Genomic DNA, 13,409 nt, shown 5'->3' on the forward strand with positions numbered 1-13,409 from the left:
GGTGGGCCGGGATGGAATCGCGCCGATTCTAGCCCGGAATCGGCACCGATCGATTGCTCTGCATGGCACGTTGAGGCCAGGGTTCGAAAACTCGAAATTCAGTGGAGAGGGCCGTGGTCTGCCTGGGCGTCCAGAGGCTTCCGATCCAAACGTAACAAATTTTGTGTAAAAATACTTTTCCCGAAAGATAAATCAATCAAAAGTTGATCAATTCAATGAAAAAAATCGCGCTCGCCATTGCCACCGCCTTGACTGCCACCGTTGCGCATTCCGCGGTCGTCATCAGTCCCACGACCCTGACCACTACCGAGGATGGTGCGACAGCCCAATACAAGGTCGTCCTCGACAGCCCGCCAAACGCCGGTGAGACGGTGACGGTCACGCCGGCATCCGGCGATTTCACCGAAGGTACTGTGAGCGCGCCCGTACAGTTCACTGCGGCAAACTATTCGACTCCGCAATATGTCACCGTGACCCCCGGCGCTAGTGGGGATGGAAATGACGGCGACGTTAGCTACACCATCACGAACACGATTTCGTCATCGGGGGGGGCATATGCGGCGGGGCCGGCGGCTGACACCACTGTCACTAACTCGAACGTCGATGGCGTCGCGATGGTCATCGTTGATCCGAGCAGTGGTTTCTGGATTACCGAGGGGAGCACTCGGATAATCACGTTCAAGACTGGGGCTGACGTGACTCCCGGTGGCGGCAACGACGTAACCATCAACCTCACCAACAATACGCCCGGGCAGGTGACGCTGTCGGCGAACTCGGTCATCTTGTCCGCAGGTAACGGCTATTCGGCAACGGTGACAATCTCGGCGATTGACGACACGGTCATCGATGGCGATCAGGCGTTCTCGATCACGACCGCGGCTACTCTTTCCGGCGACGCCGCTTTTAACGGCGTAAATCCGCTTGATATCGAAGGCTTTGCCGGTGACAACGATGTGGCTGCCGTGGCGCCCGTTCCGACCTTGGGTGAGTGGGCGCGTATTGCCCTTGTGCTCATGCTGATGGGGATCGGCGGGCGCGCCTTCCTGCGCAGGCATCAAGGATAAGTTGCTGTCTGGTGCGCGGAATGTCAGCGGCTTCATGGGGCGGGCGATCCGCGCGCGTCGCGCAGGTTTGGACGCGGGCCATTGTGCGAAGCGAGACCCGCGCCGAAAGCGCCGGAGCCACCTCCATGCTGGGCTCGTGCCTCACGTTTGCCAGAGCAGGCGAATGGAGAGCACGATGCTCAGAAAGCAGATGATCCAGAATACGATGGGTGCCGCCCCGCCCTTGAACTTGACGCCTGCCATCTCGAACTCGAGCGGACCTGTGGATATTCTCAGAATGAGGGTGACGAAGAGCGCACCCAGGCCTGCCATCGGCAGCCCCACCAAGACCGGGAATTGTTCGCGGATCAGGCTCTGCCAGTAGTCACCCGGGGTCTCGTGGACCGAGGTCAGCTTCGTCAGGGCATAGGCGCCGAAGCCGATCAGAATGACAACGACGACCCAACTCGCCAAGGCCTGGAACTTGCGCGTCTGTAGATCCGTTGCTTCAAGTCCGGCGCTGTCGTTTTCGGGAGGCTGCATGGATCATCCTGGAAGTGGGGCGACGGCTGGCGCGGCCGCCGAGTCTGCAGGGCGATGTCAAGGATATCGACTGAAGTGGGCCGGATCGGGCATCCACCAGCGCCGTGACGAACGATGCCGGTAATTTGGCATGCCATTGGAGCATAGGTGGTGATGCCCGTGCTTGCCAGTATCGGCTGGGCCGCGCGCCCTCACAGGGGCGGCAGGCGCATCCATATCAGAATCGCGCCCGCAAATGCCATTCGCCCGGCGCGATGTCATTGATCACGGCGGCACGCGTGGCGGCGTCGATCGCCGGATCGTCGGCCTCATGAAGCCCGCACAGCCGTAGCGCCTTGCGCACGTTGATCGAGGTGCCTAGAAATTCGTACACCACGCGCGCGCAGCACGGCATGCGCTCACCGCTGCCCGATGCACCGAGCTTGAGCCCGGTGAGGCGGGTGACCCGGTTCTTGAATGACGGAAAGAGGATGGTCTGCGTCATCTCCAGTCCGGTCAGGGATTCGTAGTCGACAAGGAAAATGCGGTCGGTCAGCAGGTGGACAAGGCCCAGGTAGCGACCGTGGAAGACCTTGCCGTGACGGGTTTCAGCCAGCCGTTCGGTGCGCTGGTAACACACGCGGTCGTCACGCCGTTCGAGGCAGACCAGGGTGCGCAGGATCTTGCCCGGGCACGCCATCGAGGCATAGGTCTCGAAGTAGTAGCCGAGGTATTTGTCGAGCCCGCTGCTGCCCAGTTCGCGCAGGTGCGCAAGGTGCGGGGTTTCGAGTGTGTCCGGCGTGGCGGTGGCGGGCGTGACCGGGCGTACCTGTACCAGACGTTCGAACTGCGCGCTGGGCAACAGGATCTCGTGTTCCTCGACACCAAAGAACTCGCAAAAGCGCCGCAGGGTGCGGGCGGCCGGCCGGTAGCGGCCGCTCAGGTAGCGATTGAACTGCGGACGGTTGATGTCGAGCCGCCTGCAGACATCGGCGATGGAGCTGTAGTAGCCGCACAGCAGGCGCAGGTTGCGGGCGAAATCCTCGTGCATGAAAAACTCCGTGGTGAGCGGGTAGAGGCGTGAAACCGGTGTCCAGACGGCATTATTCTGATCGATGGCGCACTATGGCGCAGTATAAGCGCCAAATAGCGCTCTAAAGTTCCATTCAGGCAAATGTTCGTCAAGCCTTCGTCTTGTTCAAATCGCATTGCCTTCCGGCAGCGAAAAACACAACGGCGGCCCAAGCCGCAGATGGAGACAGAAATGCGACACATCTATTGCCTTTCCCCCGGCATGACGTTCTGCACCCTCGATCGTAATGGAGGTGCACGCCATGCTTGATCTGCTCAATGACCTGTTGTGGAGCAAAGTGCTGATCGTGGTGCTGATCGGCCTCGGCCTGTGGTTCACCATCGGCTCGCGCTTTGTCCAGTTCCGCTATTTCGGTCGCATGTTCCGCATCCTCGGTGCCAATCAGGCTTTCTCCAGGGACCAGCATGGCCACTTGAGTTCCTTTCAGGCCCTGATGCTGTCGGTGGCAGGGCGCGTCGGCGGCGGCAATATCGCCGGTGTTGCCGTTGCCATCACCGTTGGCGGGCCGGGTGCGATCTTCTGGATGTGGGTGGTGGGCCTGATCGGCATGGCCACCAGCTACTTCGAGTGCACCCTCGCCCAGGCCTACAAGAAGGCTGAACCCGATGGCACCTACCGCGGCGGCCCCGCGCACTACATCGCCCGCGGCATGGGTGCGAAGTGGAAATGGCTGGGCGCGGTGTACTCGGTGCTGCTGCTGGTGACTTTCGGCTTCGGCTTCACTGCACTGCAGTCGTATTCGGTGGCCACCTCGTTCGAGGATGCGTTCGGCATTCCGGTGCTGGTGACCGGTGCGGCCCTCGCGCTCATCATCGGCGTGATCGTGTTCGGCGGCGTCAAGCGTATCGCCAAGGCCGCGGAAGTGCTGGTGCCGGTGATGGCGATCGGCTACCTGCTGATTGCGCTGGTCGTCATCGTGCTCAACGTCGATCAGATTCCCGCCGTGCTGACGCTGATCGTCAAGAGCGCCTTCGGCCTTGAGCCGGCAGTGGGCGGCGGTATCGGCGCAGCCATCCTGATGGGGGTGAAGCGCGGACTGTTTTCCAACGAGGCCGGTCTGGGCAGTGCGCCCAATGTGGCAGCGGTGGCCTATGTGCCGCATCCGGCCAGCCAGGGCATCGTGCAGGCCTTCTCGGTGTTCATCGACACCCTGATCCTGTGTTCCTGCACCGCCTTCATCATCCTGCTCGGTACCGTGTATGAGCCCGGTGTGTCGACCGACATCGGCGGCGTGGCGCTGACCCAGGCTTCGCTGGCCAGCCATGTCGGCGAATGGGGGCGCATCTTCGTCAGCATTGCGCTGATGCTCTTCGGCTTCACCACCATCATCTACAACTGCTATCTGGGCGAGAACAGCCTGAGCTTCTTCAGCGACGACAACCGGCCGCTGGTGACCGCGTACCGACTGGTCGCGATCGTGCTGTGCGGGTGGGGGGCGACGACTGACCTTGGCACCGTGTTCGCCTTCGCCGATGTCACGATGGGCTTCCTGGCGCTGGCCAACCTGCTGGCGCTGGCAGTGCTGTTCAAGTCCGGCCTTCGCATCATGAACGACTACGACAGGCAGATTGCCGACGGCATCGAGGAACCGGTTTTCGACGCGGCCCGCTTTGCCGACCTCAACATCGATGCGGACGCCTGGGTACTCGAACCGGCCGACGCAAGCCAGGTGCTCACGGCGCGCGTTCGCACCGCCTGAGACGAACGGCTCCGCCGCGGCGGAGTCGTGCCCGAACCGATTTCGACCGGGCGCGTGCCGCCCGGTCCTCCCTCCTGCATTGGATCGATATCCGAATGAACACACGCATCGAACATGATTTGCTCGGCGACATGGAAATTGCCGAGGACGCCTGGTTTGGCATCCAGACCCAGCGTGCGGTCGACAACTTCACCATTACCGGTGTGCCGATCAGCCACTTTCCGCCCTTCATCAATGCCCTGGCAATGGTCAAGGCCGCGGCCGCAAAGGCCAACCTCGAACTCGGTCTGCTCGCGCCGCACAAGGCCGAGGCCATTATTACGGCCTGTGGCGACGTCGTCGGCGGACGTCTGCACGACCAGTTCGTCGTAGACCTGATTCAGGGCGGCGCCGGTACCTCGACCAACATGAATGCCAACGAGGTGATCGCCAACATCGCGCTGGAAAAGCTGGGGCAGCGCAAGGGCGACTATGCCCACCTGCACCCGAACGACGACGTCAACAAGTCGCAATCGACCAATGACGCCTATCCGACGGCCGTCTGCGTCGGCCTGCAGTTTGCCGCCGAGCCGCTGATCGACGCCGTGCGCAGCCTGAAGGAGGCACTCGAGGCCAAGGGGCGCGAGTTTGCCGACGTGATGAAGATGGGGCGCACCCAGTTGCAGGATGCGGTGCCGATGACGCTGGGCCAGGAGTTCGACGGCTTCGCGGTCAACCTCGGCGAGGATATCGACCGCATTCGCGACGCCTGCAAGCTGTTGTGCGAGGTCAATCTGGGTGGCACCGCAATCGGCACCGGCATCAACACCCATCCGGACTATGCGAAGTTGGCTGTGGCCCACCTTGCCGAGATCTCCGGCTTGCCGATCGTGCCGGCGGCGAACCTGGTCGAAGCCAGCTCGGACATGGGGGCGTTGGTGTTTCTGTCCGGCATCCTCAAGCGCCTCGCGCTCAAGCTGTCGAAGGTGGCCAACGACTTGCGCCTGCTGTCGAGCGGACCGCGCACGGGGTTCGGTGAGATCCATCTGCCGCCAATGCAGCCGGGTTCGTCGATCATGCCGGGCAAGGTCAATCCGGTCATCCCGGAGGCGGTCAACCAGACCGCCTACCAGGTGATCGGCAACGATCTGGCAGTGACCCTGGCCGCCGAGGCCGGGCAACTGCAGCTCAATGCCATGGAGCCACTGATCGTCTATAACCTGTTCAACTCGATGAAGATGCTCGACGCGGCGTGCCGCATGTTCGAGTTGCGCTGCATTCGCGGCATCCGCGCCGACCGCGTGCAGTGCCAGCTTCACCTCGATCGCAGCATCGGCGTGATTACCGCGCTGGTGCCGCACATCGGTTACGCCAATTCCACCCGGATCGCTGCACAGGCGCTGCACTCCGGGGCGACCGTGCGTGAACTGGTGATCGCGGAAGGGCTGCTCAGTGCCGAGCGTCTCGATGCGCTGCTGAGTCCGAAGTCGATGCTCGCTCCTCAGGGCGCGGCCTGAATGAATCCCCGCGTGCTGGTGCTCAACACCGGGGGCACGATCGGCATGTGCCGCTCGCCAGATGGCTATCGTCCGATGGCCGGCTTCGGCGAGCGGCTTGCCGGGATGCTTCACGTTCGGACCTTGCCGGCGTTTGAGGTCGTGGAGATCGAGGAGCCGATCGACAGCGCCAATCTGCAACCTGCGCATTGGTCACGGATTGCGCGCGAACTGCTGAAACGCTGGGATGACTATTCCGGTTTCGTCGTGCTGCACGGCACCGACACCATGGCATGGTCGGCGTCGGCGTTGTCCTTCATGTTGCGGGGCGCCGACAAACCGGTGATCCTGACCGGTGCGCAAATCCCGCTCGTCGAACCGCGCAGCGACGCACTCGGCAATCTGGAAGCAGCCTTGCTGTTCGCTGCTGGCGGGCAGGTGCGAGAAGTCTGCATCTGCTTCGGCCGTCATCTGCTGCGTGGCAATCGCAGCAGCAAGATGGCAAGCATGGACTTCGATGCTTTCGGTTCGCCGAACTTTCTCCCGTTGGCCGATATCGGTATCGACATTGTGCTTCATCGCGAGCGCCTGTTGCCCGCGGCAGCGCGTGCGTTCCGGGTGCCTGAGCTGGGTGCGGATGCGGTCGCCGTCATCACCCTTCATCCCGGCATTTCGGCCAGAATCGTTCAGCCCGTGCTGGCCGACGCCGCCGTTCGTGGGGTGATCCTGCGCAGCTATGGCGTTGGCAATGCACCGGATGCTGATCAACAGTTGATGGCGGTCCTGAAAGCAGCCGTTGCGCGCGGTGTCGTCATAGTGAACACGACGCAATGCGTGACTGGCCGCGTGGCGCAAGGCGCCTATGCAACCGGCGCGACGTTGTCTCGCGTCGGGGTCACACCGGGTGCCGACATGACCCTCGAGTCAGCCTTCGCCAAGTTGCATTTCCTGCTGGCGACCGAACCCGATGCCGACGCGGTCCGCCTGCGTCTGGGGCAGTCTTTGTGCGGGGAGCTGTCCTGATTCCGGGTCTGGCAGCGGATCGAAATGGCCTCGGCAGGTCTTGGTTCGGATGCCGGGTGCCATCTCTGCGGGGAAGGGCTGGTGCACGCTCTTGAGCAGGATGGTGCAGCCCTTGCGGCTGAAAGGCCCGCACTTGCCCTCTCTACCCAGGCGCAATCATATCGCCCGGTGCCAGGTCGATTGGCGTCGTCACGAAGCTCGAAATCTCGTTGAACGACTTCTCAATCTTCAATTGGCTCACGCAGTTAGTTTCGACGCCTGGTCATCCGCTTCGGCGCGCACGTCCGTCGCGTCAACGCCTTCCTGCGGTTGGCATGCGCATTCATCCGGTTACTGTGAGAGCGCTCTCGTTCAAACAAGAAAAATAAAGTTACAATCAGATTCAGAAGTTTGACTATCAAGCATTCCGAGGCTTCTGCCTTGAGCGCGCTACATATCACCATCACCGCGGTTTCGCGGTTTTTTTTTGGCTCGACGGCCTATAGGGACAAACAGATCATGAAAAAAGGAATAACGGCAATAGCGGCCTGGCTCATCGTCCTGTTGACCTGGCTTCCACATGCGGCGCTAGCCAATGTGATTGCGTGGGGAGAGAACGGTTTGGGCAATCTCGGGAACAACAGTAACGTTGATTCAGCTTTGCCGGTGTCGGTAATTGCATCGGGCGCGCTTGCAGGCAAGACCATCACTCAGGTGAGCGCATCCTTTTCCAATGGGGCTTGTGCGCTCAGTTCGGATGGCATGGTGTATTGCTGGGGGTTGAACTCCAGTGGCGAGCTGGGTGACGGCACCTATACTCCTTCGGACGTACCGGTCGCCGTCGACCAAAGCGGTGCGCTCGCAGGTAAGACTGTCACGGCGATCACGTCGGGTGTGGCGTCGAGGTGCGCGCTGACATCGGATGGCAAGGTGTTCTGCTGGGGCGACAACAGCTCCGGGCAGCTCGGGGACAACAATGGCGGCGTCGATTCGAACGTGCCGCGTCCGGTCACAGGCATTGTCGCCACCAAGACGGTGACCTCGATCAAGTGCGGCGGGCTCTTCTGTCTCGCGCTCACCGACGAAGGTCTGGTCTACAGCTGGGGGGAGAACGGTTCGGGGCAGCTTGGTAATGCTGATGGAACAAACACCGATCTGGACGTATCGACGGGCGTGGATGCGACGGGTGCGTTGTCGGGCAAGGCTGTCGTGGCAATTGCCGCGGCTAGCGAGACGGGCTATGCGCTGACCAGCGACGGACTGGTGTTTTCCTGGGGCGAGAGCGATGCTGGTCAGCTGGGAAACAACACCATGTCTCCCGACGCGCTTGCTCCGGTCGCGGTGTTCACCGGAGGACTGCTGAACGGCAAGACGGTGAGCAAGATCGCAGCCAGTGGTGACAGCGGGTATGCATTGACGAGTGACAACGGGCTCTATGCATGGGGTGAGGCCGGGCTCGGTCAGCTGGGCAACAACAGCGCTGTCGACTCGTCCGTACCGGTTGCTGTCGATGTCAGTGGTGTGTTGGCCGGCAAGACCATTGCTGCGGTCGTGGGGGGAGGCTCGACCGCGTACGCGCTGACGACAGATGGCTTGATCGCCAGCTGGGGCGGTGGCGCTTCCGGACAGCTCGGCGATGGCACCTTTGCTGCCAGCGCAGGTGCGCCCGTGCTGGTTTCTTTGGCCGCGGTGTTGAGCGGCAGGGTGGTTTCGGCGCTTGGTGCCTCGACCGCGAGTGCATTCGCCGTTCTGGCCGCGGCTCCGTTGCCGGCCGCAGTGCCGACGTTGTCGTCTTTCGCGCAGATCATTCTGGTGATGTTGATGGCCTTTGTCTTCGCCTTGCGGATGTCGAAGCGCACCTGAGCGGATTCGGCCAGCCGTACGAGCATGCTGATGCTTCATTTGGGCGAAGGTTACAAGGTCTGATGCTGGCTTTGCCGTCGGGACCTTGCGCGAGGCGTTTGCGGCCGCACCGGACTACGGTGCGGCCGTTGACGTTGACCGGGCCAGTCGCTCCCGTTCCGGTCAATCTGCCCCCTTGGCGCTCACGGTGGTGAAAACGGGGCGCTGGCTGACGCGGCGCCCCGTTTGACCATCGTGTTCTCAGTCCGAAACCTGCTCCAGCAGTTCCTCGGGGATGTCGTCCGGGCACAGCTGGCCTGCCTCATCTCCCATCAGCGCCAGGATCAGGCGCAGGCGATTGTGGAGTTCGCTCAGGTTGCCGGGCCAGTGGTGCTTGCGTAGCAGGGTAAGGGCGTCGGGGCAGACGTACATTGGCCGATCGGGGATTTCCTGGCGCACGAAATCGCGCACCAGCGCATCGAAGTCGGTCCGTTCGCGCAATGGCGGCAGCTGTATCTCTAAGCCGCCACTGCGAAGAAGGGCGCGCCTGTCGAGGCGGTTGTCCTCGACCAGGGCGTCGAGCGAGCGCCGTGTAGCGACGATGATCCGTATCGTGCCTGCTGTGGCGGCGTCGAAAAGGCGGGCTTGATGCGGAAGGGGCAATGCGTCGATGTCGCACAGGTAGAGAATTTCGCGGGCTGAACGTTGCAGGAGCTGTGTCACTTCAGTGCCGATGCTCGGTTGCGCCGCCAGAGCACGGCAGTCGATCTGGACCAGGGTCTGGTTCGCCGCGAATTCGCGTTGATAGGTGCTGGCGAGGGCGTGCTTTCCGGTGCCGGTTTCGCCGGCGATCAGCAATGGACCGGCGCTCGCCGCCCATTGCCGCACAAGGGTTTTCGCCAAGGTGATGCGACGGTCCTCGACGGGAGCGTCCTGACGTTCATCATGCGCGCGCGTCAGCTGCAGTGTGTCGGGGGATACGCTGCGCCGGGCTTCTCTGCCCTCACTGTTTCGTCTGCGACCGAAACCGAGCCCGCGCTGGCGCAGGCTGGCGCGTGCGGCCCAAGTCTGTCCCTGCAGGGTCCGCAACGGGAAGGGGGTATTCTGGTCAAGTGCGGCCCAGTCGAGGAGGTTTCGCCAGGTAATGGCGAAGCAGTCTTCGCAGCTCACGTCCGGGTACTCGTCGTGCAAGCCGAGCATTGTTCGTGCATTGCGGTTGCAGGCAATCACACGTCCGCCCTCGTCGAACACGACGATCGATTCGAGCGGACTGCCAAGCAGTTCATGGCGCTGGTGAAAGCGCACGCTGACGAAACCGTCGTCCATGCTCTCGACGAGACGATGCTCGATGATCTCGGCTGTGGTTCGCAGCAACGCGTTGGCGTGCTGCAGATTGGCGCTGGCATCGGTGGAGATGTCGAGAATGCCTGCGATGCCACCGGTGGGCGCAAGGATCGGTATGGCCACGCAACTCAGAAAGCGGTTGCGCTCGAGGAAGTGTTCCTGTCCGCGCACTGCGGCGATGTCGCCGATCGCCAGCGCGGTGCCGATGGCATTGGTGCCCATGTCCGCCTCGCTCCATGCCGCGCCCGGTCTGAGGGCGACGCGCGCGGCACGGTCGAGAAAGTGGGGATCGCCGCTGGCGCTGAGAATCAGGCCCTGGCTGTCGGTGAGCAGTACGGTTGCGTCGCGGTTGTCGATCTGACGCAGGAGGTTGTCGATGACCGGTTGCGAGAACGTCAGCAGTCGCGCGTTGGACGCCAGGCGGTCGCTGAGGTCGGCGCGGTTGATCGGGTTCAACGGCAAGGCCTGGCCGGTCTGCAGCCCGTGCGCGCGGCTGCGCTGCCACGACGCGCGCAGGTCGGGAGTGAGTGCAACGGATGAGCTTGCCTTGTTCATGCCGAAATTGATGCAGGAAGTGTGCCTTCCGCGAACGTTAACCTGCATGCGCGCGACCGGACGCATGATGGCATGGATTCTGGGCGATGCGTCCGTATGCCGTCGATATGCAGATTGATGCATACGTGGATCTGCATCGCATTGGAGCAGTTGTCATTTATTGGAGCAACCGACGTTGCAACACAGCGGCTTGCGCGGGGGGCGGGTTTTCCTGCTGAGGCGGAACGCATGTCGTGGAATACAGGCGCTTTTCGGCTGTTTCCGGATGTGGTGCAAGGGGGCTGGCATGGCCCCTGCGAAGAGAGGTGCAACGCAACAACGCGTTAATCGCTTATCTGGAAGGAGACAAGAATGATCTACGCAATGCCCGGTACGCCGGATGCCAAGGTTCAGTTCAAAGCCCAATACGACAACTTCATCGGCGGCAAGTGGGTTGCGCCGGTCAAGGGGCAGTATTTCGACAACATCACGCCGATTTCGGGCGCGGTGTTCTGCAAGGCCGCACGCTCGACCGCCGAAGACATCGAGCTCGCGCTGGATGCCGCGCATGCCGCGGCCGACAGCTGGGGGCGAACCGCCCCGGCTGACCGCGCCAACATTCTGCTGAAAATTGCAGACCGTCTCGAAGCCAACCTCGAGATCCTCGCCTATGCCGAGACCGTGGATAATGGCAAGCCGATCCGCGAGACGCTCAACGCCGACATCCCGCTGGCCGTGGATCACTTCCGCTACTTTGCCGGCTGCCTGCGCTCGCAGGAAGGCAGCCTGAGCGACCTGGACGAGAACACGGTTGCCTACCACTTCCACGAGCCGCTGGGCGTTGTCGGCCAGATCATTCCGTGGAACTTCCCGATTCTGATGGCAGCCTGGAAGCTTGCGCCGGCGATCGGTGCGGGCAACTGCGTGGTGCTGAAGCCTGCCGAGTCGACGCCGGTCAGCATCCTGGTGTTGACCGAACTCATCGCCGATCTGCTGCCGCCGGGCGTGCTCAACGTGGTCAATGGCTTCGGTCGCGAAGCCGGCATGCCGCTGGCCAACAGCAAGCGCATTGCCAAGATCGCCTTCACCGGGTCGACCTCCACCGGGCGCGTCATCGCGCAGGCCGCGGCCAACAACCTGATTCCGGCTACGCTCGAACTGGGTGGCAAGTCGCCCAACATCTTCTTCGAGGATGTGGCGGCCGCCGACGACGAATTCTTCGACAAGGCGATCGAAGGTCTGGTGCTGTTTGCCTTCAACCAGGGCGAAGTGTGTACCTGCCCGTCGCGTGCGCTGATCCACGAATCGATCTACGACAGATTCATGGCGCGCGTGCTCGAGCGCGTTGGGGCGATCAAGCAGGGCAACCCGCTCGACACCGACGTGATGATGGGCGCCCAGGCGTCCAAGGAGCAGCTGACCAAGATCATGAGCTACCTTGATCTGGGCAAGCAGGAAGGTGCCGAGTTGCTGATCGGCGGTGAGCGCGCCCATCTGCCGGGTGAGCTGGGCGACGGCTATTACATCAAGCCGACGCTGTTCAAGGGCCACAACAAGATGCGCATCTTCCAGGAAGAGATCTTTGGCCCCGTATTGGCGGTAACCACTTTCAAGACCGAAGCCGAAGCCCTTGAGCTTGCCAACGACACGCTCTACGGCCTGGGTGCCGGTGTGTGGACGCGCGATGGCAGCCGGGCCTACCGCATGGGTCGTGCAATCAAGGCCGGGCGCGTGTGGACCAACTGCTACCACGCCTATCCGGCGCACGCCACTTTCGGCGGCTACAAGGAGTCGGGTATCGGTCGTGAAACCCACAAGATGATGCTCGACCACTACCAGCAGACCAAGAACCTGCTTGTGAGCTACGACCCGAAGAAGCTCGGCTTCTTCTGATGAAGTCTCGCGCACGCCGATTGGCGGCGTGTGTTTTTTGCCTGTAGTTCTCCCTCCTCATGAAAGTGAGTTCACGGGCGGCGTAAGCCGCCCGTTTTTTTGGTGTGGTGGAGGTCAGGATGGTTGAAAGGGTCATCGCGACGGAGGCGGCGCTCGAGCTGATCGCGTTTCTGCGCGCGAAGCACGGGGAGGTGATGTTTCACCAGTCCGGGGGCTGCTGCGACGGTAGTGCGGCGAATTGCTATCTGCCGGGCGAGCTGTGCGTGGATCAGGATGTGCTTCTGGGCGAGATCGGTGGCTGCCCGTTCTACATCAGCCCTTCGCAGTACGAGTACTGGAAGCACACACAGCTGATCATCGACGTCATCGACGCACGCGGTGGCGGGGCCTTCTCGCTGGAGGGGCCCGAGGGCAAGAGTTTCCATACGCGCTCGCGTCTATTCAGCGATGACGAATGGGCCGGGTTGGTGGCAGCTGGTCTGGTTTGAAGTGTGGCAAGAGAAGCGGAAGTCTGTGCAGGCGGGTGCAGTGGGCGCCCTATCAAGGAGAGTGAAAAATGATCAAGACGGCAGTGATGGCTGGGGTGGTGCTGATGGCGTCGATGTCGGCGCCGGCGATGGCCTCGTTGGACATCGTAAAGAAGGCCCGCTGTGTGGCTTGCCACGCGGTGGACAAGAAACTGGTGGGACCTGCGTATCGCGATGTCGCAGCCAAGTACCAGGGGCAGGCGGGGGCGGCATCGATGCTCTTCGACAAGGTACGTCAAGGCGGCTCCGGGGTATGGGGTGCGATCCCCATGACTCCGAACGACGAGAGCAAGATCAGCGATGACAATCTGAAGGCGGCAATCGAGTGGATCCTTGCCGGCGCCAAGGATTGAAGTAGGCAGGAACACCTGCTCCGGAGTGGAGCAGGTGTTCCATTTTGGAGCAGGTGTTGAGCAACTGAGACTGGGTGCCACG

The 13,409-nt window shown here is 62.2% G+C and carries 11 protein-coding genes; 8 read left to right on the plus strand and 3 right to left on the minus strand.

What is annotated here, in order from left to right:
* Positions 1 to 215: 215 nt before the first annotated feature.
* Entirely contained in the window at positions 216 to 1,064 is an 849-nt protein-coding gene (locus tag J5J83_RS21985) for a hypothetical protein (protein WP_212352324.1), read from the plus strand.
* Positions 1,065 to 1,205: 141 nt separating this feature from the next.
* Here J5J83_RS21985 and J5J83_RS21990 read toward each other — a convergent pair whose 3' ends face one another.
* Positions 1,206 to 1,586 (minus strand): hypothetical protein, encoded by a 381-nt coding sequence (locus tag J5J83_RS21990; protein WP_212352327.1) that lies wholly within the window; start codon positions 1,584 to 1,586, stop codon positions 1,206 to 1,208.
* Between the two features lie 217 nt (positions 1,587 to 1,803).
* Complete coding sequence (locus J5J83_RS21995; protein ID WP_212352329.1) at positions 1,804 to 2,616, minus strand: helix-turn-helix transcriptional regulator; 813 nt, start codon at positions 2,614 to 2,616, stop codon at positions 1,804 to 1,806.
* Positions 2,617 to 2,899: 283 nt separating this feature from the next.
* Between J5J83_RS21995 and J5J83_RS22000 the strand changes: the two genes are divergently transcribed.
* The 4 genes from J5J83_RS22000 (at position 2,900) to J5J83_RS22015 (ending at position 8,697) form a co-directional block, all read left to right on the plus strand.
* Positions 2,900 to 4,357, plus strand: coding sequence for an alanine/glycine:cation symporter family protein (locus tag J5J83_RS22000; RefSeq protein WP_212352331.1), 1,458 nt, complete (start codon positions 2,900 to 2,902; stop codon positions 4,355 to 4,357).
* Between the two features lie 95 nt (positions 4,358 to 4,452).
* Positions 4,453 to 5,853 carry an aspartate ammonia-lyase gene (locus J5J83_RS22005; protein WP_212352333.1) on the plus strand — a complete coding sequence of 467 codons (1,401 nt, stop codon included), beginning with the start codon at positions 4,453 to 4,455 and terminating at the stop codon, positions 5,851 to 5,853.
* The gene (locus tag J5J83_RS22010) at positions 5,854 to 6,855 is read left to right on the plus strand and encodes a type I asparaginase (RefSeq protein ID WP_212352335.1); all 1,002 of its coding nucleotides are present in this window, start codon (positions 5,854 to 5,856) and stop codon (positions 6,853 to 6,855) included.
* Between the two features lie 420 nt (positions 6,856 to 7,275).
* Complete coding sequence (locus tag J5J83_RS22015; protein WP_212352337.1) at positions 7,276 to 8,697, plus strand: RCC1 domain-containing protein; 1,422 nt, start codon at positions 7,276 to 7,278, stop codon at positions 8,695 to 8,697.
* Positions 8,698 to 8,937: 240 nt separating this feature from the next.
* On the opposite strand, the gene J5J83_RS22020 is transcribed toward J5J83_RS22015, so the two are convergent.
* Positions 8,938 to 10,575, minus strand: a complete 1,638-nt coding sequence (locus J5J83_RS22020; protein ID WP_212352339.1) for a sigma 54-interacting transcriptional regulator — start codon at positions 10,573 to 10,575, stop codon at positions 8,938 to 8,940.
* Positions 10,576 to 10,926: 351 nt separating this feature from the next.
* On the opposite strand from J5J83_RS22020, the gene adh reads away from it, so the two are divergent.
* The 3 genes from adh (at position 10,927) to J5J83_RS22035 (ending at position 13,327) form a co-directional block, all read left to right on the plus strand.
* The gene (gene adh / locus J5J83_RS22025; RefSeq protein ID WP_212352341.1) at positions 10,927 to 12,447 is read left to right on the plus strand and encodes an aldehyde dehydrogenase; all 1,521 of its coding nucleotides are present in this window, start codon (positions 10,927 to 10,929) and stop codon (positions 12,445 to 12,447) included.
* A 119-nt stretch (positions 12,448 to 12,566) separates the two neighbouring features.
* Positions 12,567 to 12,935: a DUF779 domain-containing protein gene (locus J5J83_RS22030; protein WP_212352343.1), complete on the plus strand. Its 369-nt coding sequence runs from the start codon at positions 12,567 to 12,569 to the stop codon at positions 12,933 to 12,935.
* Between the two features lie 68 nt (positions 12,936 to 13,003).
* The gene (locus J5J83_RS22035) at positions 13,004 to 13,327 is read left to right on the plus strand and encodes a c-type cytochrome (RefSeq protein ID WP_249115818.1); all 324 of its coding nucleotides are present in this window, start codon (positions 13,004 to 13,006) and stop codon (positions 13,325 to 13,327) included.
* Positions 13,328 to 13,409 lie beyond the last annotated feature (82 nt).

This window comes from Azoarcus sp. L1K30 (assembly GCF_018122735.1).
GTDB lineage: Bacteria > Pseudomonadota > Gammaproteobacteria > Burkholderiales > Rhodocyclaceae > Parazoarcus.